Below are 20,450 nucleotides of genomic sequence, written 5' to 3'. Positions count from 1 at the left end.
TAGCGGCCTATTCCGGATAGATCGCGACAAGGTGAGACCCGATGAGCCGCTTCATCCCCGTCAATCGCCACCAGCAGTATCTGCTACCGCCCTCGGTTGACGAATGGCTGCCAGCCAACCACCTGGCACGGTTCCTCGTCGAGGTCATCGATCAGCTGGATTTAAGTCGACTGACGAGCCGCTACTCGGGGCGCGGGTCGGCGGCGCACCATCCGTCGGTACTACTGGCCCTGCTGGTTTATGGTTATGCCACCGGGGTGTTCTCCAGCCGCAAGATTGAGCGGGCCACCTACGATTCGGTGGCCTTCCGCTTTCTGTCGGCGGAAACCCATCCCGATCATGACACCCTGGCCCACTTTCGCAAGACCTTTCTGGGGGAGCTGGAGGACCTGTTCGTTCAGGTCTTGAGCCTGGCGCAGGCGATGAAGCTGGTGAGGCTCGGGCAGATTTCCCTGGACGGGACCAAGATTAAGGCCAACGCCTCCAAGCACAAGGCCTTGTCTCATGGCCACATCGAGAAGTTGGAAGCGCAGTTGCGGGAGGAGGTGCAGGCCTTGTTGCAGAAGGCGGCGGAGGCCGACGGGGCGGAGGAGCCGGACGGCATCGACCTGCCAGAGGAGTTGGCGCGGCGGCAGGATCGGCTGAAGGCCCTGGCGGAGGCGAAGGCCAAGATCGTGGAGCGGGTCGCGGAGCGCGATGCCCGGGCGCAGCAGGACTATGAAGCCAAGGTAGCCCGTCGCGAAGGCCAGCGGCAGGCGGGCAAGAAGCCACGTGGGCAGGAGCCGAAGCCGCCGGAAACCGGGCCGAAGGCCAGCGACCAGATCAATCTGACCGACGAGGAATCCCGCATCATGCCGAGCCACGCGGGTTTCCTCCAGGGCTATAACAGCCAGGCTGCGGTGGATGTGGAGACGATGTTGATCGTCGCCACCACCGTCAGTCAGCAGACCAACGACAAGCAGCAGGTCGAACCGATGCTGGCCGAGATCGAGAAGCTGCCGGAAGCCTGGGGAAGCCCGAAGCCCTGCTGGCCGACACGGGCTACTTCAGCGCCGGCAACGTGCACGCCTGCTGCGAACAGCAGATCGAACCGCTGATCGCGATGGGACGGGACAGCCATCACGTGCCGCTGGCGGAACGCCTGGCTCCGGATGCCCCGGAACCGGAAACCACCGATCCCGTGGAGAAGATGGCCTGGAAACTCAAAACGAAGGCAGGGAAGGCCCGCTACGCCAAGCGCAAATCCACGGTGGAGCCGGTGTTCGGCATCATCAAACAGGTCTTGGGATTCCGCCAGTTCTCTCTGCGCGGCTTGGAGGCAGTGGCCGGAGAATGGAAGCTGGTGGCGATGGCGTTCAATCTGAGGCGGATGCACGTGTTGGCGGCAGCGTGACAGGCTTCACGTAAAAACCAAGCGTTACACACCAATAGCGCCGCCATGGGGGAGGCGGGGCACATCTTGGTCTAGTTATCGACGCGAAACGCTGGTGACTACCCCGCCAATGCCCCCGAAAAATTCTCGATTCCAAGAATCCCGACCCGAGTAAATCCATAGTCCGACAGACTCCTAGCCCTGGGCAACCGCGTTCCTCGCAGCGCAGACCTTCGTCGGGGACGCCGCGCAGGTGCCATGGCAAGCCATGGGCGACCGAGCGGCTGAACGTGCCGCCGCGTCTACAGATGCAGGGTGCCGCTGGCGACGGTCACGGCCTGGCCACCGACGCGCACCGTCAATTCGTCGCCGTTTCGGGTCCATTCGACGTGGATCAGGCCATCGCGTCCCATCTCGATGCCTTGCTCCGCAAGGTAGCCACCCTGGAGAGCCGATGCGTGCCGGTGCCTTGCCAGGAATGCCGCGACACACCCGTTTCCAGACCCGCAGACGGGGTCCTCGGCCACGCCTTCGCCTGGCGCAAACGTGCGCAGGCGCAAGCGTACCGGCGCGTCGGCCTCGTGCTCGGCAAAGACGGTCACGCCGACGGCACCCGATGCGCGGCAGCGTTCGGCGATGCGAGGCAGGTTGGGACGCAGCGACGCCAGGGCGGCGACGCTGCGCAGCTCGGCGATCAGCCACGGGATGCCGGTGGAGACGACTTCTACCGGCATCGCGGCCAGCATGTTCGCATCGCAGCCCAGCAGGGCCGACATTTCCCCAGGACCGATGGCCGTGTTGCGGAACTGCGGGCTGGCCTGGGTCATCCAGTAGATCGGCGAGCCCTCGGTCGGAACGACTTCGACAGGCACGATGCCGATGCCGCAGGCCTGCCGCAGCAGACTTGCATCGACCAGATCGCCACGGTGCGCACGCACCGCGCTCGCAGTGGCGATGGTGGGGTGCCCCGCGAACGGCAGCTCGCTGGAGGGCGTGAAGATGCGCACCCGATAGTCGGTGTCGGGCGATTCCGGGGCCAGCACGAAGACCGTCTCGGACAGGTTCATCTCGCGCGCGATCCGCTGCATGGTCCGCGCATCGAGGTCGTCGGCATCGAACACGACGGCAGCCGGGTTGCCCCTGAGCGGCTGGCTCGTGAACACATCGACTTGCAGGAAGGATTTGTTCATCGCTTCTCCAGGTTCGGTCGCACCGCCTGTGCTCGGTTGCGTGCGCGTGGCCGGGAATGAATCACGCGGCCAGGGCCTTGGCGCCGCTCGACGGTCTCCACAAAAGAATCCATGCGGCGAATCCGAGGAAGCCGATGCCCGCCAAGCGCGTGCAGCGCTGGCGCCAGACGGAAGTGCCCAATGCTCCCCGCACCCGGCTTGCAATGGCGGCATAGCCGGTCAAGGTGGCGCCGCTGAGGATCACGAAGATCGCGGTCAGGCCCATGAACTGAGGGATGAGCGCCTGGTCGGCCCGGATGAACTGGGGGAAGAAGGCGGTGAAGAAGAGGATCGACTTCGGATTGGATGTCGCCACCAGGAATCCTTCCTTCGCCAGCGCGAAGGCCTGCACCGGCCCTGCGTCATGGGCACCGGCGTCCGGCGGCCGTGTGTGTCTGCCCTGCACAAGCAGGCGAAGACCGAGGTACGCCAGGTAGGCGGCGCCGGCCAGCCGCAGTGCGGTCATCGCGTGGGCGGATGCAAGCAGGAACAGGCCGACGCCCCACGCGGCCGCCGCGGAAACCACGAGCAACCCCAACATGTTGCCCAGCGTCGACCACAGGCTCGCGACCACGCCCTGGCGAGCGCCATTGCGCATCGCCAGCAGGATGGCCGGGCCGGGCGTAAGGATGGACAGCCAGGCCGCCAGGACGTAGGAAATCAGGAGCGGGATATCGGACATGGCGAACTCGGGGGGCTTCTTCGTCGGTTGTGAAGGAAGTGCACTTCGACGATAGCCAAGGCCATTCCAGCTGACCATTGAGCTTTTCTCGACGCTTGCTGAGACCTTCTCACTCGGCAATTCGACGCATCGGTCTTAAGGTTTCCAGCCAGACAACCTCACCCCGGATATCCGCGCACGCCACCATGAGCCACCTTCAGACCGTTCGCCTCTTGATGCTTCCCGGTATCGGCAATTCCGGGCCGGAGCATTGGCAGACGCGCTGGGCGTCGCGCCAGGAGCATGGCCGGCGATTCCAGCCTGCCGACTGGGACAGGCCGGACCTGGCCGACTGGCTGCAGGCACTCGATGCGGCTATCGACGAGTGCGGTGCGCCCGTCGTCTTGGTCGCACACAGCCTTTCGTGCCTGCTCGTCGCGCACTGGGCATCGCGGCCGGGAATCGGAGAAGACATCCAGCATCGGATCGCCCAGGTCCGGGGCGCCTTCCTGGTTGCCGTCCCTGACCCCGGCGCACCGGCGTTTCCAGGCGAGGCGAGCGAGTTCGGCCCGCCACCGACCGAACCCCTGCCGTTTCCCGCACTGGTGGTCGCCAGCAGCGACGACCCCTATGGCTCGCCGGAGCACGCCCGGCGCATGGCCATGGGTTGGGCAGCGGGATGCTTGGAAGTCGGCGCCCTCGGGCATATCAATGCCGCCAGCGGCGTGGGCGACTGGGACACCGGCTGGCATCTGCTGCAGGCATTCGGAGCGGGGCTGCGCGTCCAGATGCCGGCATCGAATCGACGGGGAGCATGAGCATGCGCGCGTACCGCTACCTGACCGGCATCGACGACGCGGCGTTCTGCCACCGCGTCACCGCGGCCCTGAACAGCGGCTGGGAGCTGTATGGCGCGCCGAGCCTGACCTACGACGCGGCGCGTGGCGCAGTGATCTGCGGCCAGGCCATCGTCAAGACCATCGAATCGACGACGTACAGCGAGTCACTGGACTTGTCTGTGCTCTGACGGAGATCCCCCAATGGATGCATCGACTGCGATCCTGGGCTTCACGCTGACGGCGCTGCTGCTCACCTTGACCCCCGGCCTGGACACGGCGCTGGTACTTCGCACGGCCGCTGTGGAAGGGGGGCGCAAGGCGATGAGGGCGGGCGGCGGCATCGTGACCGGCGTGCTGATCTGGGGGCTGATCGCGGCCCTCGGGCTCGGCGCGGTGCTCGCGGTCTCCCGACTCGCCTACACCCTGCTGCAGATCGCGGGCGCGGCCTATCTGCTCTGGCTCGGCTGGAAGCTGATCTCTGGCGCGCTCAAGAGCCGGCCGACGCTGCCCGCAGACGATCCGCCGCTCGTGCGTGGCGAGCGCTGGTTCCTGCGCGGTCTGCTGACGAATCTGCTCAATCCCAAGGTCGGGGTGTTCTACGTGAGCCTCCTGCCACAGTTCGTTCCCGCCGATGTGCCGGTGGTCGCGTTCAGCGTGCTGTTGGCCGGCATCCACGCCGCGATGGGACTGCTCTGGTTCGCCGCACTGGTGCTGGCCACGCGGCCCCTGGCACGCTGGCTGCGCCGGCCCACGGTGATGCGCTCGCTCGATGCGCTCACCGGCCTGGCACTGATGGGGTTTGGCCTGCGTCTGGCCCTGTCCAGGCCGACGAGCTGAGGTGCGAGCGGCATGGACATCGGAACCTTCCTGCTGCTGGCCGGTGCCGGCATGATCGGCGGCATCTGCAATGCGGTGGCCGGCGGCGGCACATTCTTCACCTTTCCCGCGCTGCTGGCTGCCGGCGTACCACCCGTGGCGGCCAACGCCACCAGCGCGGTGTCGATCTGGCCGGGGCATGCGAGCAGTCTGCTCGGCTATCGCAGCGAACTCGGGCGCCACCGCGCCGCGTTGCGGCGCAGCCTGCCCGTGGTCGGTGCCGGTTCGCTGGTGGGCGCCGCACTGTTGGTGTTCACCGGAGATGCACAGTTCAGCCGTCTGGTGCCGTGGCTGATCCTCGTCGCGACCGTTCTGTTCGCCCTGGGGCCCTGGCTGCGCCAGGCCATCGAGCGGCATGCTCGCGGTCAGGTGCCGCACCTGGTGGCGGCGGGGGCGGAGTTCCTGACCGCACTCTATGGCGGCTACTTCGGCGCCGGCCTGGGCATCATGCTGATGGCGATCCTGACCTTGCTGGGTGTGCGCGATGTCCAGGAGGCCAACGCCGTCAAAAATGCGATGGCTACCGTCGTGACCAGTGCCGCGGTGATGCTCTTCGTCGCCACCGGGTCCATCGCCTGGACGCAAGGCAGTGCGGTCCTGCTGGGCGCGATCGTGGGGGGCTATACCGGCGCGCGGTTGGCGCGCTGGATTCCGCCGCTGGCGCTGCGTTGGACGATCGTGGCGACCGGCCTGGCGCTCTCTGCGTACTTCGGGCTGAAGGCGGGCGCATGATGGATCGCTTGCAGCGGGCGCGCGACGCCCACGCCTGTGCGAATACGGCGCTCCCCGGCATCGCCAATGGCGCGCGATGCTGCTTTCCGCGGTCCGCTGCGTTTGCGGACAACGTGGCACCGACCCTGCCACCCGCCTGGATCTGCCAACTCGACTCGACCAACGAGGCGCCGTGTCGATTCAGTTGGCGAACTTTCTGTGAGGAGTCCATACGATGAATCCACTCGATGCACTGACCGCGCTCTGGTCGCTGGGCGGGCTGCCGCCGCAGGCGCTGGCCGGGATCGCGCTGACGGGCAGCGACCCGGTGTTTCCCTCGTCCTTCGCCGTTGGCACCGCCGCGCAGGCCAGCATTGCCGCGGCCGCGCTCGCCGCCTGCGAACTGGGCCATGAGTGGGGTGTTCCGCGCCAGCGTGTCGCCGTGGACATGGCCCACGCCGCCGCCGAATGCACCGGCTGGTTCACGCTCGACGGCCAGGAGCCCGAGCTGTGGGACCCGTTCGCCGGCCTGTACCGCTGCGCCGATGGCTACGTGCGTGTCCACACCAACTTCCCGCACCACCGCGATGGCGCGCTGCGCCTGCTGGGCCTGGACCCAGCAACTGCCACACGCGCCGACGCAGAGCAGGCCCTGCTGGGTTGGAAGGCGCTGGACTTCGAGCAGGCCGCGGCCGACCACGCACTGGTGGCCACGGCGTTGCGCAGCTTCGCCGAGTGGGATGCCACGCCCCAGGGTCGGGCGGTGGCCTCGCAACCCTTGATGACCATCACCCGAATCGCCGATGCGCCACCGCGCGCACTGCCGCCCCTGGCGACCGATAAGCGGCCGCTCGCCGGCCTGCGCGTGCTCGACCTCACGCGCATCCTGGCCGGCCCCGTCGGTGGGCGGGCGATGGCGTCGTTCGGCGCGGACGTGATGCTGATCAACTCACCGAACCTCCCCAACATCGCCGCTATTGCCGAAACCAGCCGCGGCAAGCGCTCGGCGCACATCGACCTGCGCAGCGAGACCGGGCGCGAAGCGCTGTGGCGGCTCGTGGAAGACGCCCACGTGTTCTCGCAGGGGTACCGGCCTGGCGGCCTGGCAGCGCTCGGCTTCTCGCCCGAGGCCCTGGCCGCGCGCCGGCCCGGCATCGTCGCAGTGTCGCTGACCGCCTACGGCACGCAAGGGCCCTGGGCCGACCGGCGCGGTTTCGATTCGCTGGTGCAGACGGCAATGGGCTTCAACCACGCCGAGGGCGAAGCGGCGGGCGACGGCAAGCCGCGCGCGCTGCCGATGCAGATCCTCGACCAGGCCAGCGGCTTCCTGATGGCTTTCGGCGCCGCCGCCGCGCTGTGGCGACAGTCGCGCGAAGGGGGAAGCTGGCACGTGCAGGTGTCGCTGGCGCAGACCGGGCACTGGCTGCGCGGTCTGGGGCGCATCGAAGACGGCCTGCGGGCCGGCAGGCCGGACCTCAGCCCTTGGCTCGCCGACGAAGTCTCCGGCTTCGGCCAGCTGCGCGCCGTGCGCCCCAGCGCGCAACTGGCGCGAACACCGGCCGGCTATGCGCGACCGTCAGTGCCGCCGGGAACGGATCGCCCGAACTGGTGAGCGCTTGTCCGCAAGCCGAGAGTTGATAGGGCCAGACACCTTGAATGAGCAATATCCCAGGTCACCCCGGCGATGCATCGCGTGCCGCACCGATGCCTGCCACGTCAGCCTTGCCCTCCCATCTGCTGTGGACCATTGCCCTGGCGGCGGGCGCATCCGTGGCCAACAGCTACTACAACCAGCCGCTTCTCGGCGAATTGAGCCGGGAGTTCGCGCTCTCTGCGGGGACCGTGACCTGGCTGCCCGTGCTCACCCAGGCGGGCAATGCCCTGGGCGTGCTGTTCCTGGCACCACTGGGTGACCGGCTGGAGCGCAAGTCTCTCATCTTGCGAACGCTGGCGGCGCTGGTGCTCTCCTTGGTGCTGGCAGCCGCGTCCTCCGGCTTCGTTCAATTGGCACTGGCGAGCCTCGCCGTGGGCTTGTGCGCCACCGTGGCGCAACAACTGGTTCCCTTGGCCATCCACCTGGCGCTCTCCAGCCGAAAGGGGCAGGTGCTCGGCGTGGTGACGGGCGGCATCCTGATCGGCATCCTGCTAGCCCGTGTGGTGAGCGGCTGGATGACCGAGCTTTGGGGCTGGCGGTCCGTCTTCGGTTTTTCTGCGGCACTGATGCTGGTACTGGGCTTTCGGCTGGCATGGACGCTGCCGGTGGTGCCGCCGTCCTCCGATCTCGGCTATGGACGATTGCTGCTGTCGATGTGGCATTTGGTGCGCAAGCACGCTTCCTTGCGCCAGGCTGTGGCCGTCCAGTTCCTGCTGTTTGCCAGCATGATCGGCTTCTGGGCAACGTTCGCGCTCTGGCTGGAGCGGCCGCCACTGCAGCTCGGCGCGGTATCCGCCGGCCTGTTCGCGCTGGTCGGCGTGTGCGGCGCGTTGGCTGCACCGGCGGCTGGCCGTTTTGCCGACCGACGCGGACACGGCGCAGTCGTTCGTGCAGGCGCGGTGGGAACCGCAACGGCATTTGCCGTGCTGTACCTGGGACGCTCATCGATCCCCGCACTCGTCCTCGGCATCTTCTTGCTCGACGTGGCCGTGCAGTCGGCTCAGGTGGCGAACCAGACCATGGTCTATGCATTGGATGCGGGTGCGCGCAGCCGGCTGAACACCGTGTTCATGGGCACGATGCTGCTTGGCGGGGCCTTCGGCGCTGCTGCATGCGGGTGGGCCTTCACTGCCCATGGATGGGCCGGGGTCTGCGCCTTTGGCATGCTCAGCACCACCATTGCGTGGGGTCTGTCTCTTCGGCTAAACCAATGATGACAAGTGAATTGACAAACCGTCTGCTGGTCGAAGCAAGCCCTGACATGACGCCGATGCCACCTCAGGTGGTCATATCGGGGTGCTCCGGCGGCGGCAAGTCGACCCTGCTCGGGGAACTGCGGCGGCGTGGTCATGCGACCGTCGCCGAACCCGGGCGGAGGATCATCGCCGAGCAGATTCGACAGGGCGGCAACGCCCTGCCATGGACCGACATGGCGGCCTTTCTGCGCGAGGCGCTGCGCGTCGCCGCCATTGATCTCGAAGGCGCGGCACGGGACGCTGGTCCGGTTTTCTTCGACCGTGGGCTAATCGACGCCGCCGCAGCGCTTCAGCGACTGTTCGGTGTACCTCTGTCGGAAAGCCTGGGCGAATCCCGCCCCTATGGGCGGCTCGTGTTCCTCGCTCCGCCCTGGCCGGACATCTATTGCGCCGACGAGGCGCGGCGGCACGGCTTTCCCGAGGCTGAGGCGGAATACGCCCACCTGGATGCAACCTACTGGGCACTCGGTTACGAAGTCAGGTTGCTTCCGCGCGCCAGTGTGGCCGAACGGGCCGACTTCGTTCTCCAAGCGATTCATCGCTGCTGAAGGCGAGACCGACTTGTGGCGGCCGTCTTGGCTGTCGATCCGAACACGTCCTTGTCGCAGGCGCACTCGCAGGCACCGTTTGGGGTGATCACGCGATGACAGGGATGGCGAAAACGGGATGAGGCGGTCTCCGGATTGTTTGTCGTGTCGAAGCCGGATTTCGGTTCGACTGTCACCGGATTGGCTTCCCTCCGGTGTTGTCTCATGGACTCTTGCGCTGTTCCTCATGCCACTCGCACCCGCCCAGCATGGCTTGCTGCGGGCATTGCCATCCTGACGTTGGCCACCCGCGCCGCCGCAGCGGAAGTATGGGTCGTTACCGACTCGCATCATCCGGTCCTTGGCCAGGCTGACCGACACCTCATCTTGGACGCGGCCGCGGTGCTCGAAGCGGAGCTGGCCGACAACCTGCCCACCGATCCTGAGCGCGCCAGCGCCATCGTCCAGCAACGCCTGAAGCTGGGCGGTACAGACCTGCAGCGAAGGATCGGCACCGCCTACCAGGGCGTTGCCGATGCCTGGAGCCTTGGCGTCGCCAAGGTTCCGGCCATCGTGGTGGATCGCCGATACGTGGTCTATGGCGAGAAGGACGTGGCCCGTGCGGTTTCCCGCATCGACCAATACCGGAGGACGCAGCCATGACGAGGCGTCCGTTCGCACCATCCCGGCGCCAGCGGTTGGCCATCGCAGCGCTGTTGCTGGGGTGTTCCGCATCGTCCTTTGCACTGAACACCGCCACCATCGTGGCCTCCACCCTGTCGCCGGATTGCCTGGAGTACCGCGTCACCGGCATCTGCTACTGGCTCTATTGCACCTGGACGGGATGCACCGTGCGCACCTCGGTCAAGGTGCGCCACTACATCCCGGATGCCGTGGTGTCGAGCTACTCGAACACCGGCGAGAACCCTTGGGTCGAGGTGCGGGCGATGAGCCTGCCGAACCCGACCGCGAAGGCCGGCGGCGACGGCACCACCAACGAGGATCACGAGAACAACCTGGCGAAGTTCAAGAACGCCGACGTCATCGGCCATCCCGGTGGCCATGTGTTCAGCCAGTTCGCCAGCGCGTCCGGCTACACCTGCGAGGGCGCAGGCACCGCCTTCATGCCCTATCTACTGAGCACGCTCGACACGCTGGCATGGCGCTACAACATCCCCGAGGCGCTGTATCCGGAAGCACTGATTCCCGGCCGGCGCGAGATCGGCACGCGCACGGCCATGAATCTCTGGGGCAACGTCTATCCGCGTGGCGGCTTCCTGCACCAGGTGGATGACCACAAGGCCGCAGCCGTGGTCGCCCAGCGCGCGGGTGACATCGTGACGCGCCGCAACCAGATCCACGTCTACCAACCGCTGCTCGCCAGTTCGCGCGATGGCTACTGGCCGGCCGGCGCCCTGATGGAAACCGATGCCGCCACGGGCAAGTGGCAGGAGCTGACCCCCACGCTGTCCAGCAGTTGCGCGGTATTCCCCCACGGCAATGCCAAGGTGCAGGCCCGGCAAGGCGACTACGCCTGGGCATTGTGGCGTCCTTATAGCTGCTGCCAGCGCCGCGGCCAGGTGTTCCTCGGCAGCGTCGATTTCCTGTGAGACCCGATGCCATGACGACTTCATTTCCGAGCGCCCGTCGATTTCTGTACGTCGCATTGGCCGTTGTCGCAGCGTTGTGCTACTCCAGCGCCGGGGCGCAGACCAGCGTCAACGAGTACGGCGTCCAGCATCAAGGCAGCGTGATAGGCGACGACGTGCTCTACAGCATTGGGGGCGGCCGCGCGGTGTCCATGAGCGGTGCGGCCAACATGCACTCCATCGGCGTTGGCGTCGGCTGGAACAGCAACCTGATCTGTGGCGACATGAGCATCACCACCACGCTGCAGAACCAGTTGAACGGCATCACCAATGGCTTCCAGGCCATCATGTCCTCGGTGATCCAGAACGCCACCGCTGCCGTGGCGTCGCTGCCCGCCTTGATCATCCAGCGCGCCGATCCAGGGCTGTACAACCTGTTGACCAATGGGGTGCTGCAAGCCAGGCTGGATTTCGATCGCAGCAAGCTGACCTGCCGTGCCATCGCCAATCGCATGGCCGACATGGCGGGTGGGCAGCTCGGCTGGGACCAGCTCGCCGAAGGCATGGCGCTGAAGCAGGCCGTCGCGAGCACCGATGCGGTCTCAGCGATCGACGACGCCGAGGCGAACCGTGGCAACAATGGCGTGCCGTGGGTCGGCGGAGACAACGCTGGCGGCGCGGGCCAACGTCCGGTGCGTGTGGTCGGCGACGTGACCCGCGCCGGCTACAACCTGCTCAATGGCCGTGGCGTCGGCGATGCCAGTTCGATTCCGCAAGCCAGTTGCAGCGGCAACCTGGCATGCCAGACCTGGAGTTCGCCCGATGCCGCCGCAGCCTGGGCCATTCGCGTGCTGGGCGAGCAGGAGCAGCGCACCTGCGATGCATGCACCAAGACCGTCACCACGCCGGGCGTTGGCCTGACCCCGCTGATTCAGGAGGAATACGAGGACAAGCTGCAGGCCCTGCAGGAGCTGGTCGCCGGCAGCCGTCCGACCACGGCGCAGAACCTGCAGGCTGCGAGTAGCGCGTCGCTGCCCATCACCCGTGGCGTGATCGAGGCGCTGCGCGACGAGACGGACCAGGACATCCTGGCTCGGCGCCTGGCCTCGGAGGTTGCGCTGGCCAGCGTGCTGGAGAAGGCGCTGCTGCTGCAACGCACGCTGCTGACCGGGCGCAAGGAGCCCAACGTGGCCGCCAACGAACTGGCCCAGAAGGCCGTCACCCACGAAAGCGACATCCTCGATCGCGAGATTCACAACCTGAAAGCAGAGCTGGAGCTGCGCCGCGAACTGGCCAGCAATTCGCCGATGGCGATCATCCAGCGCCACAGCACCCGCGCCGCCGGTGCGCGTGGCATCTACGAGGGTGACCCGGTGCGCAATCGGGTCGATGAACTGCAGCGGCCGCCGTCTGGCGGAAGCCATCCATGAATACCGTGGGGCGGTGCCTGCGCTGGCTGTCCAGCCGGCGTGCCATTCTGGTGCTGGTGTGGGCGGTGTCGCTGCTGATCGCCGCGACCGCCGTCAATGTGGTCGGCATCCGCATCGCGGGCGGCATCGAGGGCTGGCAGCGCTGGATGGCGGCGCAATCCGGGGCCTTCCTGGCCTGGCGGTTGTTGCTCTACGCCGCCACCGCCTGGGGTTGGCTCTGGATGCGACGTCGCCTGCGCGCGCGGGAACCGGAGCGCGCTGCCGGGCAACGGCTGCTGCGCGCGGAGGTTGCGGCCATCGTCGCCGTGATCGTGCTGGAAGCCAGCCTGCTGATGCAGGCACGGTAGCGCGAGGTTCGCCATGACGCTGTACACCACCGACTACCTGGAGTACTACCTGACGCTGGTGTCCTGGGTGGTCCACAACGGCATCTGGTCGGTGCTGGTCGCCAGCGGCGTGTTCGCCGTCCCGTTCCTGGCGATCGTCATCCAGGAATGGTTGAAGGCCCGCGCGGAAGGCGCGGACGAAGGCAACAAGGGCGTGCTGTCCTCGGCTCGCATCGAGAACCGCGTCTTCGTCGCCATCGTGGTGATCATGTTCGCGGGCATTCCCTTCATCGACGTCGATTTCAACACCATCAAGTACGACCGTTCGCGTTCGACCCAATGCCAAGTAAATGTCCCAGAGCCGACCGATACGGGCTGGTCGCAATCGTTTAGCACGATCAACAACCAGTCGGCCAAGGTGCCGGTGTGGTGGTTCGCCATGCACGCGATCTCGCGCGCGATCACCGGCGCTTCGGTCGCGGCCATTCCTTGCGGCACCGACCTGCGGCAGATCCGCATGGACATCGACGCGACCCGCATCGACGACCCGGTGCTGGCCCAGGAGATCAGCGACTTCACCCGCGACTGCTACGGCCCCGCCCGCGCCAAGCTGTTCATGACCCGGCCCAGCCTGAGCGAGGAGCAGATGCACGACGTCACCTGGATCGGCTCCAGCTACTTCGTCGGCACCGCCGGCTTCTACGACAGCTACCGCTCCAGGACTCCGCGCGATGCCTGGCCGTTCGACGCCACGCGCGACGCCGGCCTGGCCCAGGTGCCCGGCGGGGGCGGCTACCCGACCTGCCGGCAGTGGTGGTCCGACGGCGACCACGGCCTGCGGGCACGACTGCTGGCCCAGGTCGATCCCAGCCTGCTGACGCGACTGGTCGGCTGGGCGGGCTTCCTGAGCCAGTCCGAGGTCAACGACTCGGTGATCCGCGCCGTCGCAAGCCCTCGCCAGCAGAAGCTCAACCAGGGGGCGGTCTACACGGACTACGGTGGCCAGATCGACATGACGCTGCCCAATATCGTCACCCGCGCCGCCAGCGACGTGGGGCTGACCGTCGGATCACTGGGCTATTTCCCGGCGATGGACGTGGTGCGGCAGGCGCTGCCGATGGTGCTGTCCCTGCTCAAGATGGCGCTGGTCATCTGCATCCCGCTGGTGATGCTGACCGGCACCTATGACCTCAAGACCGTGGTCACGGTGAGCGTGGTGCAGTTCGCGCTGTTCTTCACCGAATTCTGGTTTCAGCTCGCCCGCTGGATCGACTCGACGATCCTCGATGCACTCTACGGCTGGGGGTGGGGCTGGAACCGGCCGCACACGAACTTCGATCCGCTGGTGGGCCTCAACAACACCTTCGGAGACATGCTGCTGAACTTCGTGATGGCCACGATGTTTTTGATCTTGCCCACGTTCTGGGTGGCGGCATTGGCCTGGGCTGGTATCCGTGCAGGCAACGTGCTTCAAGGATTGAGTACTGGCACGCGGGATGCCGGACAAGCCGGTGGCAGGGGCGGCGGCTTGATGATCGGTGCGGCCAAGCAGAAATAGCTCCAACCGCCGGTTCAATCGTCTTCGAATCGTGGATCTGGGTCATCGCTGTAGTTGATGGGGTCGTAGGCAAGGCTTTCGCGATGATCCAGCTCTTCGGCCTTGCGTCCGAGGAAATCATCGTCACCTTGCGGCGCTTGCTCCGCCATCCTGGCTGCCACAAAGAGAGCGACCAGCAACAGCGCCGCCCAGACCGTGACGTACAGCAACACCCCAAGGGTCGCCAGCTTGACCACCCAGATCAGCACCCTTGCACCGCCTGCCGGCAGTCCCTGTGCCATCAGCCACCGATGCGCCCGACGCTCCGCGCGGAGGCAAACGCCCCATACACCGCCCAGCCAGCGGCCGAGTCGCGCTGCGGTGGTCATGCGTGCGGTGTGCTTCATGGTTGGCTACCTCATGGTCGTTCCACGGTCGTTGGGCAAGGCCGTGCCTGTTTCCTTCATGCCTGCCGCGCCGCGAATGCTTCGGCGGTCATGATCAAGCCGGGAAAGTCCTCTCGCATGGCGAGAATATCCGCATCCCCCGTGATCAACGCATCCGCCTTGCCGACATGCGCGAGCACCAGGAACACCTGGTCCTTCTTGTCGCGGCAGACCGGCAGGTCTGGCCATGGCGCAGGCAGTTCCACCACATCGGCGTAGGGCAGAAAGTCCGCCAGCAACTCCTGCTGTTCCGAGGTCGACAGCTTGAACTTGGGATAGGCCAGGACGCGCAGGAGTTCACTGGCCGTCTCCCGGCAGACCAGCGGCTGCAACTGCTGGTGCTGCCAGGCGTGGCGTATCCAGGCCAGGCGTCCGGCACTGAAGATCAGCGCCGACAGCACGATGTTGGTGTCGAGGACGACCCTGCGCATCACTGCCGTGCCCAGGCCACGGCATCCTCAACGTCCTGCTCGGTAATCCCGAGTTGCTCCAGCTTCTCGCGCACAGCCTGTGCCTTCTGGACGCGCACGGGGGTCAGGACGATCCGACCGCCCTCGACGGTGACGTCGAAGTACTCCGCCGCATCCACGCCGGACACGGCCGCCTTGGGCAGCGTGATCTGATTTTTCGATGTGAGCTTGGCAAGCATGGGAGGCCTCCATAAGTTTCAAAGGAAATCTTACTTCCTTACTTCATTCTCGACAAGCATGCCTTCGGGCGCAGGGGTTTCAGGGCCTGCTGCGCTTTCAGGGCCTGCTGCGCTTTCAGCGCCGGTTGAAACGGACTGATCTGGTGAAAACACAGTGCCTGTTCCGCTCGATCCTGGAGCGCACCGGCTCCGCATTGATTGCGGCACACGAAGCCGACTGCCCCTATATCAAAGGGCTTGTCGAAGGCCAAAGGGCTGGGGATGGAGCAAGGGAATGGCCTCAAGGGGAAAGGCCTTACCCGAAAAGGCCAAAAGGCTCCTCCGGCCAGCCCATCACCAGGATGTCGCCATGCTTTCGCTGTTCCAGCGCAAACGGGTGCCGCTGGCCACCGCCGCCGCGCCACCTCCTGCCGAGCCTGCCAAAGGGCTGACGCCACCGCAGTCGGCCGCAGCGCTGCTGGCGGAGCCGCGCCGGCAGCGGCTGCTGGAACACATCTGGCAGCGCACCTCGCTGTCGCGTCGGCAGTTCCGCTCGCTGTACCTCGCGCCGCTGGAGCGCTACGCCGAGCTGGTCCAGCAGTTCCCGGCCTCGGAGGCGTATCACCATGCATGGCCGGGCGGCATGCTGGACCACGGCCTGGAGATCGTGGCCTACGCGCTCAAACTGAGGCAGTCCCACTTGCTTCCGGCCGGCGCCTCGCCCGAGGCCCAGGCCGCGCAAGCCGAGGCCTGGGCCGCCGGGACCGCCTACGCCGCGTTGCTGCACGACATTGGCAAGATCGCGGTCGACCTGCACGTCGAGCAGGCCGATGGCCTGGTCTGGCACCCCTGGCACGGGCCGCTGCGGCAGCCGTACCGCTTTCGTTACCGGACGGATCGCGAGTACCGGCTGCATGGCGCCGCCACGGGACTGCTCTACACCCGTGTGCTCGATGCCGGCATCCTCGACTGGCTGAGCGACTACCAGGACCTGTGGTCGGCGCTGCTGTACGTGCTGGCGGGCCAGTACGAGCATGCCGGCACGCTTGGAGAGCTGGTCGTCAAGGCTGACCAGGCATCGGTGGCCCTGGCGCTCGGCGGTGATCCGGCCAGGGCGATGGCGGCGCCGAAGCATGCGTTGCAGCGCAAGCTGCTGGATGGCCTGCGCTACCTGCTGCGCGAGGAATTCAAGCTGAACCAGCCTGGCGGCCCGTCGGATGGATGGCTGACCCCGGAGGCACTCTGGCTCGTCAGCAAGACGGTCAGCGACAAGCTGCGCGCGCACCTCCTATCGCAGGGCATCGAAGGCATTCCATCGAACAACACCGCCGTCTTCACGGTGCTCCAGGACCATGGGATCGTGCAGCCCGCCCCGGATGGGAAGGCGATCTGGCGGGCCACCGTTACGAGCGGCACCGGCTGGTCGCACAGCTTTACCTTCCTGCGCCTGTCGCCGGCCTTGATCTGGGAGTCCGGCGAGCGTCCCCCACCGTTCGCCGGCACGGTCACGACGGAAGAGGCCCTCCCTGGCGATGAGGCAGCGCCGGCCTCCGCCGGCATCCCGGCCACCTCACCGTCCCCTGGGGTGGCGGATTCCCCGGCCGGGATCGCGGACCCGGTCTCCGATCTGCTGTCGATGCTTGATGCGTCCGACGCAGCCACCACCAGTGCATCGTCCGCCAGCGCGGAACCGCCATCATCATCCGCCGCCGCAACTGCGGCAGTGACTCATTTGTCGCCGACCAGTCCTGCCACCATGCCGGCTCCCACCAAGGCCACGCCGTCCGGGGAAGACTTCATTGCCTGGCTCAAGCAAGGCATCGAATCGCGCAAGCTCATCATCAACGATGCGAACGCACTGGTGCATACCGTCGATGGCACGGCGTACCTGGTCAGCCCCGGCGTTTTCCAGCGCTACGTGCAGGAACATCCGGAGATCCAGGTGCTGGCCCGGCAGGACAATCTGCACGACTGGCAATGGGTGCAGAAGCGCTTCGAGAAGCTGGGACTGCACCGCAAACAGGACAGCGGCCTGAACATCTGGACCTGCGAAGTCACCGGGCCGCGCAAGTCGCGGCGGTTGCACGGCTATCTGTTGGCGACGCCTTCGACATTGTTCGCGGAAGTCCCGCCGGACAACCCCTACCTGTCCCTGACGCGGAGCTAGGAGTCTGTCGGACTTTCCGGTTCTGGTTCGAACCGGATTGGAGGGGCGGAAGTCCGCTGTTTCCGTTAACATAGCGGCCTATTCCGGATAGATCGCGACAAGGTGAGACCCGATGAGCCGCTTCATCCCCGTCAATCGCCACCAGCAGTATCTGCTACCGCCCTCGGTTGACGAATGGCTGCCAGCCAACCACCTGGCACGGTTCCTCGTCGAGGTCATCGATCAGCTGGATTTAAGTCGACTGACGAGCCGCTACTCGGGGCGCGGGTCGGCGGCGCACCATCCGTCGGTACTACTGGCCCTGCTGGTTTATGGTTATGCCACCGGGGTGTTCTCCAGCCGCAAGATTGAGCGGGCCACCTACGATTCGGTGGCCTTCCGCTTTCTGTCGGCGGAAACCCATCCCGATCATGACACCCTGGCCCACTTTCGCAAGACCTTTCTGGGGGAGCTGGAGGACCTGTTCGTTCAGGTCTTGAGCCTGGCGCAGGCGATGAAGCTGGTGAGGCTCGGGCAGATTTCCCTGGACGGGACCAAGATTAAGGCCAACGCCTCCAAGCACAAGGCCTTGTCTCATGGCCACATCGAGAAGTTGGAAGCGCAGTTGCGGGAGGAGGTGCAGGCCTTGTTGCAGAAGGCGGCGGAGGCCGACGGGGCGGAGGAGCCGGACGGCATCGACCTGCCAGAGGAGTTGGCGCGGCGGCAGGATCGGCTGAAGGCCCTGGCGGAGGCGAAGGCCAAGATCGTGGAGCGGGTCGCGGAGCGCGATGCCCGGGCGCAGCAGGACTATGAAGCCAAGGTAGCCCGTCGCGAAGGCCAGCGGCAGGCGGGCAAGAAGCCACGTGGGCAGGAGCCGAAGCCGCCGGAAACCGGGCCGAAGGCCAGCGACCAGATCAATCTGACCGACGAGGAATCCCGCATCATGCCGAGCCACGCGGGTTTCCTCCAGGGCTATAACAGCCAGGCTGCGGTGGATGTGGAGACGATGTTGATCGTCGCCACTACCGTCAGTCAGCAGACCAACGACAAGCAGCAGGTCGAACCGATGCTGGCCGAGATCGAGAAGCTGCCGGAAGCCTGGGGAAGCCCGAAGCCCTGCTGGCCGACACGGGCTACTTCAGCGCCGGCAACGTGCACGCCTGCTGCGAACAGCAGATCGAACCGCTGATCGCGATGGGACGGGACAGCCATCACGTGCCGCTGGCGGAACGCCTGGCTCCGGATGCCCCGGAACCGGAAACCACCGATCCCGTGGAGAAGATGGCCTGGAAACTCAAAACGAAGGCAGGGAAGGCCCGCTACGCCAAGCGCAAATCCACGGTGGAGCCGGTGTTCGGCATCATCAAACAGGTCTTGGGATTCCGCCAGTTCTCTCTGCGCGGCTTGGAGGCAGTGGCCGGAGAATGGAAGCTGGTGGCGATGGCGTTCAATCTGAGGCGGATGCACGTGTTGGCGGCAGCGTGACAGGCTTCACGTAAAAACCAAGCGTTACACACCAATAGCGCCGCCATGGGGGAGGCGGGGCACATCTTGGTCTAGTTATCGACGCGAAACGCTGGTGACTACCCCGCCAATGCCCCCGAAAAATTCTCGATTCCAAGAATCCCGACCCGAGTAAATCCATAGTCCGACAGACTCCTAGCAGCACGAAAGGCGCCAGCGCGCCTCATGGTGATCGGCGACACAGCGCACGCAGCACGCTTGCCAGCTTCTTGACAGCGATCTCCAGTTCATGGGGTGCATGGGCAGCAAATCCCATGAGGAAACCGGCCCCATCCCTGCCCGATGCATGGCGGCGCGATGCATGCAGCGCGGTCAGCCCCAGCAGGTCGATGCCGACCCGCCGTGCCGATTCCACCGCCTCGCGCTCGGGAATGTCGCGGATGAACACGCAAGGCATCTGCATCCCGCCAGCGGGCACCCTGGGCTCCACGAAGTCGGCCAGGTGCTGGCGCACCAGCTGCGCCAGCACATCGCGGCGTTCCGCATAGACGGCCCGCATGGTTCGCACATGGGCTCCGAAATGCCCACCCTCGATGAAGCGAGCCAGGGTGAGCTGCGGGATCGGTGCGCTGTGCCCATCCAGCAGGGTGCGGGCCACGGTCATGGGCGACACCAGAGCCTCCGGCAGCACCATGTAGCCGATGCGCAGGCCGGGGAACAGCGACTTGGTGAAGGTGCCGATGTAGATCGTGCGGCCGTGGGGGTCGAGCCCCTGTACGCATGCGGTGGGCTTGCCTTCGTAGTGGAATTCGCTGTCGTAGTCGTCCTCGATGATCCAAGCCTGGTGCTGGCGGGCCCATTCGATGACGGCCAGGCGCCGGTCCAACGCCAGCGTAGCCCCGGTTGGGAACTGATGCGAGGGCGTCAGGAACACCGCCCGGGCGGCATTGCAAGGGGTCTGCGCCTTTGCCAGCAGGTGCGCTATCTGCATGCCTTGGTCATCCATCGGCACGGGCACGCAATCCAACCCGGCGGCGTCAAATGCCTTGCGCGCCCCGTGGTACACGGGGTCTTCGATGAAGATGCGCTCGCCAGCATCGAGCAGCACGGTGGCGCACAGGGTCATGGCCTGTTGGGAACTGGTCAGCACCAGCACGCGCTCGGGTGTGGCCTGCGCGCCTCGTTCGAGGTTGACGTAGGCGGCAATGGCGCGTCGCAACGGCTCCATGCCCTGCGGTGGGCTGTGCAGCAGCGCCAGGGTGCCGTACTCCTTCAACACCTGCCGCTGCAAGCGCTCCCAGGTTGGCAGCGGAAAGCTGCGCGTCTCCGGCACGCCGGGCGCGAAGGGGCGCGACATCAGGAAGTCGCGCACGCCGCCGCCCTGGAGCATGGCATCGCCGCGCCGGCTCAGGCGCAGGGGTGCCTTGCGATCCACGCTCGTGCGCCGTGGTCTGCCGCGCCCGGGCAGCCACCGGGCCTGCTCGGACACGAAGCTGCCACTGCCGACCCGCCGCTCAATGAAACCTTCGGCGTGCAACTGGCCATAGGCCGACTCCACCGTGTCGCGGGACACCCCCAGCGACTTCGCCAACGCGCGCGACGCGGGCAGGGGGCGGCCTACATCGAGCGCGCCATCCAGGATCAACTGGCGAATGGCCCGCTGTACCCGTGCATGCAGGGGCAAGGCGCCGTGCGCGGGGTCGCCGAGCCAGGCTTTGACGGATTCAAGTTGGGCATGCTTGAACAATTGGTAGGTACT

The 20,450-nt window shown here is 66.3% G+C and carries 21 protein-coding genes and 2 pseudogenes; 17 read left to right on the top strand and 6 right to left on the bottom strand.

The window, feature by feature from the left end; genetic code table 11:
- Window positions 1-41 precede the first annotated feature (41 nt).
- Complete coding sequence (locus ABZN20_RS06040; RefSeq protein WP_367025156.1) at window positions 42-1,097, top strand: transposase; 1,056 nt, start codon at window positions 42-44, stop codon at window positions 1,095-1,097.
- Window positions 998-1,393, top strand: a pseudogene (locus ABZN20_RS06035) (transposase); the annotation flags it as partial. The gene ABZN20_RS06040 and the pseudogene ABZN20_RS06035, both read left to right, overlap by 100 nt.
- A 281-nt stretch (window positions 1,394-1,674) precedes the next feature.
- On the opposite strand, the gene ABZN20_RS06030 reads toward ABZN20_RS06035, so the two are convergent.
- On the bottom strand, window positions 1,675-2,562 hold the full coding sequence (locus ABZN20_RS06030) for a PhzF family phenazine biosynthesis protein (protein WP_134552533.1): 888 nt from the start codon (window positions 2,560-2,562) through the stop codon (window positions 1,675-1,677).
- 61 nt (window positions 2,563-2,623) lie between these two features.
- On the bottom strand, window positions 2,624-3,283 hold the full coding sequence (locus ABZN20_RS06025) for a LysE family translocator (RefSeq protein ID WP_020649383.1): 660 nt from the start codon (window positions 3,281-3,283) through the stop codon (window positions 2,624-2,626).
- A gap of 185 nt (window positions 3,284-3,468) precedes the next feature.
- Between ABZN20_RS06025 and ABZN20_RS06020 the strand changes: the two genes are divergently transcribed.
- From ABZN20_RS06020 to ABZN20_RS05965, 12 genes are all read left to right on the top strand, one after another.
- Window positions 3,469-4,080: an RBBP9/YdeN family alpha/beta hydrolase gene (locus ABZN20_RS06020; RefSeq protein WP_134552537.1), complete on the top strand. Its 612-nt coding sequence runs from the start codon at window positions 3,469-3,471 to the stop codon at window positions 4,078-4,080.
- The gene (locus tag ABZN20_RS06015; protein ID WP_221886791.1) at window positions 4,077-4,289 is read left to right on the top strand and encodes a DUF1737 domain-containing protein; all 213 of its coding nucleotides are present in this window, start codon (window positions 4,077-4,079) and stop codon (window positions 4,287-4,289) included. Before ABZN20_RS06020 ends, ABZN20_RS06015 begins: the two co-directional genes overlap by 4 nt.
- 13 nt (window positions 4,290-4,302) lie before the next feature.
- Window positions 4,303-4,938 (top strand): LysE family translocator, encoded by a 636-nt coding sequence (locus ABZN20_RS06010; protein WP_024889569.1) that lies wholly within the window; start codon window positions 4,303-4,305, stop codon window positions 4,936-4,938.
- Window positions 4,939-4,950: 12 nt separating this feature from the next.
- Window positions 4,951-5,709 (top strand): sulfite exporter TauE/SafE family protein, encoded by a 759-nt coding sequence (locus ABZN20_RS06005; protein ID WP_134552539.1) that lies wholly within the window; start codon window positions 4,951-4,953, stop codon window positions 5,707-5,709.
- A gap of 214 nt (window positions 5,710-5,923) precedes the next feature.
- Window positions 5,924-7,300 carry a CoA transferase gene (locus ABZN20_RS06000; protein ID WP_367027100.1) on the top strand — a complete coding sequence of 459 codons (1,377 nt, stop codon included), beginning with the start codon at window positions 5,924-5,926 and terminating at the stop codon, window positions 7,298-7,300.
- Window positions 7,301-7,344: 44 nt separating this feature from the next.
- Complete coding sequence (locus ABZN20_RS05995; RefSeq protein ID WP_367027099.1) at window positions 7,345-8,556, top strand: MFS transporter; 1,212 nt, start codon at window positions 7,345-7,347, stop codon at window positions 8,554-8,556.
- Window positions 8,557-8,603: 47 nt separating this feature from the next.
- Complete coding sequence (locus ABZN20_RS05990; RefSeq protein WP_367027098.1) at window positions 8,604-9,146, top strand: AAA family ATPase; 543 nt, start codon at window positions 8,604-8,606, stop codon at window positions 9,144-9,146.
- A 204-nt stretch (window positions 9,147-9,350) separates the two neighbouring features.
- Window positions 9,351-9,788: a TIGR03757 family integrating conjugative element protein gene (locus ABZN20_RS05985; RefSeq protein WP_279833803.1), complete on the top strand. Its 438-nt coding sequence runs from the start codon at window positions 9,351-9,353 to the stop codon at window positions 9,786-9,788.
- Entirely contained in the window at window positions 9,785-10,735 is a 951-nt protein-coding gene (locus tag ABZN20_RS05980; RefSeq protein WP_031635008.1) for a TIGR03756 family integrating conjugative element protein, read from the top strand. Before ABZN20_RS05985 ends, ABZN20_RS05980 begins: the two co-directional genes overlap by 4 nt.
- A gap of 11 nt (window positions 10,736-10,746) precedes the next feature.
- On the top strand, window positions 10,747-12,144 hold the full coding sequence (locus ABZN20_RS05975) for an integrating conjugative element protein (protein ID WP_009618111.1): 1,398 nt from the start codon (window positions 10,747-10,749) through the stop codon (window positions 12,142-12,144).
- Window positions 12,141-12,491 carry a hypothetical protein gene (locus ABZN20_RS05970; RefSeq protein WP_009618109.1) on the top strand — a complete coding sequence of 117 codons (351 nt, stop codon included), beginning with the start codon at window positions 12,141-12,143 and terminating at the stop codon, window positions 12,489-12,491. The genes ABZN20_RS05975 and ABZN20_RS05970 overlap by 4 nt, the downstream gene beginning before the upstream one ends.
- Before the next feature lie 13 nt (window positions 12,492-12,504).
- A complete protein-coding gene (locus tag ABZN20_RS05965) occupies window positions 12,505-14,028 on the top strand; it encodes a conjugal transfer protein TraG N-terminal domain-containing protein (RefSeq protein WP_024889562.1) in 1,524 nt (507 codons plus the stop codon).
- Between the two features lie 14 nt (window positions 14,029-14,042).
- Here the strand turns inward: ABZN20_RS05965 and ABZN20_RS05960 are convergent, their stop codons facing one another.
- Genes ABZN20_RS05960 through ABZN20_RS05950 form a run of 3 tightly spaced genes read right to left on the bottom strand, consistent with a single transcriptional unit; the run spans window position 14,043 to window position 15,102 of the window.
- Window positions 14,043-14,414, bottom strand: coding sequence for a DUF3742 family protein (locus ABZN20_RS05960; protein WP_031635003.1), 372 nt, complete (start codon window positions 14,412-14,414; stop codon window positions 14,043-14,045).
- Between the two features lie 56 nt (window positions 14,415-14,470).
- Window positions 14,471-14,884: a putative toxin-antitoxin system toxin component, PIN family gene (locus tag ABZN20_RS05955; RefSeq protein ID WP_020649368.1), complete on the bottom strand. Its 414-nt coding sequence runs from the start codon at window positions 14,882-14,884 to the stop codon at window positions 14,471-14,473.
- Entirely contained in the window at window positions 14,884-15,102 is a 219-nt protein-coding gene (locus ABZN20_RS05950) for an AbrB/MazE/SpoVT family DNA-binding domain-containing protein (protein ID WP_021205410.1), read from the bottom strand. Before ABZN20_RS05950 ends, ABZN20_RS05955 begins: the two co-directional genes overlap by 1 nt.
- Before the next feature lie 349 nt (window positions 15,103-15,451).
- Here ABZN20_RS05950 and mobH point away from each other — a divergent pair, with 349 nt between their 5' ends.
- From mobH to ABZN20_RS05935, 3 genes and pseudogenes are all read left to right on the top strand, one after another.
- Entirely contained in the window at window positions 15,452-17,248 is a 1,797-nt protein-coding gene (gene mobH / locus ABZN20_RS05945) for a MobH family relaxase (protein ID WP_367027097.1), read from the top strand.
- A 112-nt stretch (window positions 17,249-17,360) separates the two neighbouring features.
- On the top strand, window positions 17,361-18,416 hold the full coding sequence (locus ABZN20_RS05940) for a transposase (protein WP_367025156.1): 1,056 nt from the start codon (window positions 17,361-17,363) through the stop codon (window positions 18,414-18,416).
- Window positions 18,323-18,712, top strand: a pseudogene (locus ABZN20_RS05935) (transposase); the annotation flags it as partial. The gene ABZN20_RS05940 and the pseudogene ABZN20_RS05935, both read left to right, overlap by 94 nt.
- 202 nt (window positions 18,713-18,914) lie before the next feature.
- Here the strand turns inward: ABZN20_RS05935 and ABZN20_RS05930 are convergent.
- On the bottom strand, window positions 18,915-20,438 hold the full coding sequence (locus ABZN20_RS05930; RefSeq protein ID WP_124086451.1) for a PLP-dependent aminotransferase family protein: 1,524 nt from the start codon (window positions 20,436-20,438) through the stop codon (window positions 18,915-18,917).
- Between the last annotated feature and the right edge of the window lie 12 nt (window positions 20,439-20,450).

The organism is Methylococcus sp. ANG, assembly GCF_040730495.1.
Taxonomy (GTDB): Bacteria; Pseudomonadota; Gammaproteobacteria; order Methylococcales; family Methylococcaceae; genus Methylococcus.
The sequence above is the reverse complement of the archived record's forward strand: the minus strand, read 5'-3'. Positions and strand labels throughout refer to the sequence as shown.

Coding starts and splice junctions, on each gene's coding strand:
- ABZN20_RS06010 (WP_024889569.1), top strand. CDS start 4,303: ATGGATGCATCGACTGCGATCCTGGGCTTCACGCTGACGGCGCTGCTG.
- ABZN20_RS06015 (WP_221886791.1), top strand. CDS start 4,077: ATGAGCATGCGCGCGTACCGCTACCTGACCGGCATCGACGACGCGGCG.
- ABZN20_RS05975 (WP_009618111.1), top strand. CDS start 10,747: ATGACGACTTCATTTCCGAGCGCCCGTCGATTTCTGTACGTCGCATTG.
- ABZN20_RS06005 (WP_134552539.1), top strand. CDS start 4,951: ATGGACATCGGAACCTTCCTGCTGCTGGCCGGTGCCGGCATGATCGGC.
- ABZN20_RS06000 (WP_367027100.1), top strand. CDS start 5,924: ATGAATCCACTCGATGCACTGACCGCGCTCTGGTCGCTGGGCGGGCTG.
- ABZN20_RS06025 (WP_020649383.1), bottom strand. CDS start 3,283: ATGTCCGATATCCCGCTCCTGATTTCCTACGTCCTGGCGGCCTGGCTG.
- ABZN20_RS06020 (WP_134552537.1), top strand. CDS start 3,469: ATGAGCCACCTTCAGACCGTTCGCCTCTTGATGCTTCCCGGTATCGGC.
- ABZN20_RS05970 (WP_009618109.1), top strand. CDS start 12,141: ATGAATACCGTGGGGCGGTGCCTGCGCTGGCTGTCCAGCCGGCGTGCC.
- ABZN20_RS05995 (WP_367027099.1), top strand. CDS start 7,345: ATGAGCAATATCCCAGGTCACCCCGGCGATGCATCGCGTGCCGCACCG.
- ABZN20_RS05960 (WP_031635003.1), bottom strand. CDS start 14,414: ATGAAGCACACCGCACGCATGACCACCGCAGCGCGACTCGGCCGCTGG.
- ABZN20_RS05985 (WP_279833803.1), top strand. CDS start 9,351: ATGGACTCTTGCGCTGTTCCTCATGCCACTCGCACCCGCCCAGCATGG.
- ABZN20_RS05980 (WP_031635008.1), top strand. CDS start 9,785: ATGACGAGGCGTCCGTTCGCACCATCCCGGCGCCAGCGGTTGGCCATC.
- ABZN20_RS05940 (WP_367025156.1), top strand. CDS start 17,361: ATGAGCCGCTTCATCCCCGTCAATCGCCACCAGCAGTATCTGCTACCG.
- ABZN20_RS06030 (WP_134552533.1), bottom strand. CDS start 2,562: ATGAACAAATCCTTCCTGCAAGTCGATGTGTTCACGAGCCAGCCGCTC.
- ABZN20_RS05955 (WP_020649368.1), bottom strand. CDS start 14,884: ATGCGCAGGGTCGTCCTCGACACCAACATCGTGCTGTCGGCGCTGATC.
- ABZN20_RS05965 (WP_024889562.1), top strand. CDS start 12,505: ATGACGCTGTACACCACCGACTACCTGGAGTACTACCTGACGCTGGTG.
- mobH (WP_367027097.1), top strand. CDS start 15,452: ATGCTTTCGCTGTTCCAGCGCAAACGGGTGCCGCTGGCCACCGCCGCC.
- ABZN20_RS06040 (WP_367025156.1), top strand. CDS start 42: ATGAGCCGCTTCATCCCCGTCAATCGCCACCAGCAGTATCTGCTACCG.
- ABZN20_RS05990 (WP_367027098.1), top strand. CDS start 8,604: ATGACGCCGATGCCACCTCAGGTGGTCATATCGGGGTGCTCCGGCGGC.
- ABZN20_RS05950 (WP_021205410.1), bottom strand. CDS start 15,102: ATGCTTGCCAAGCTCACATCGAAAAATCAGATCACGCTGCCCAAGGCG.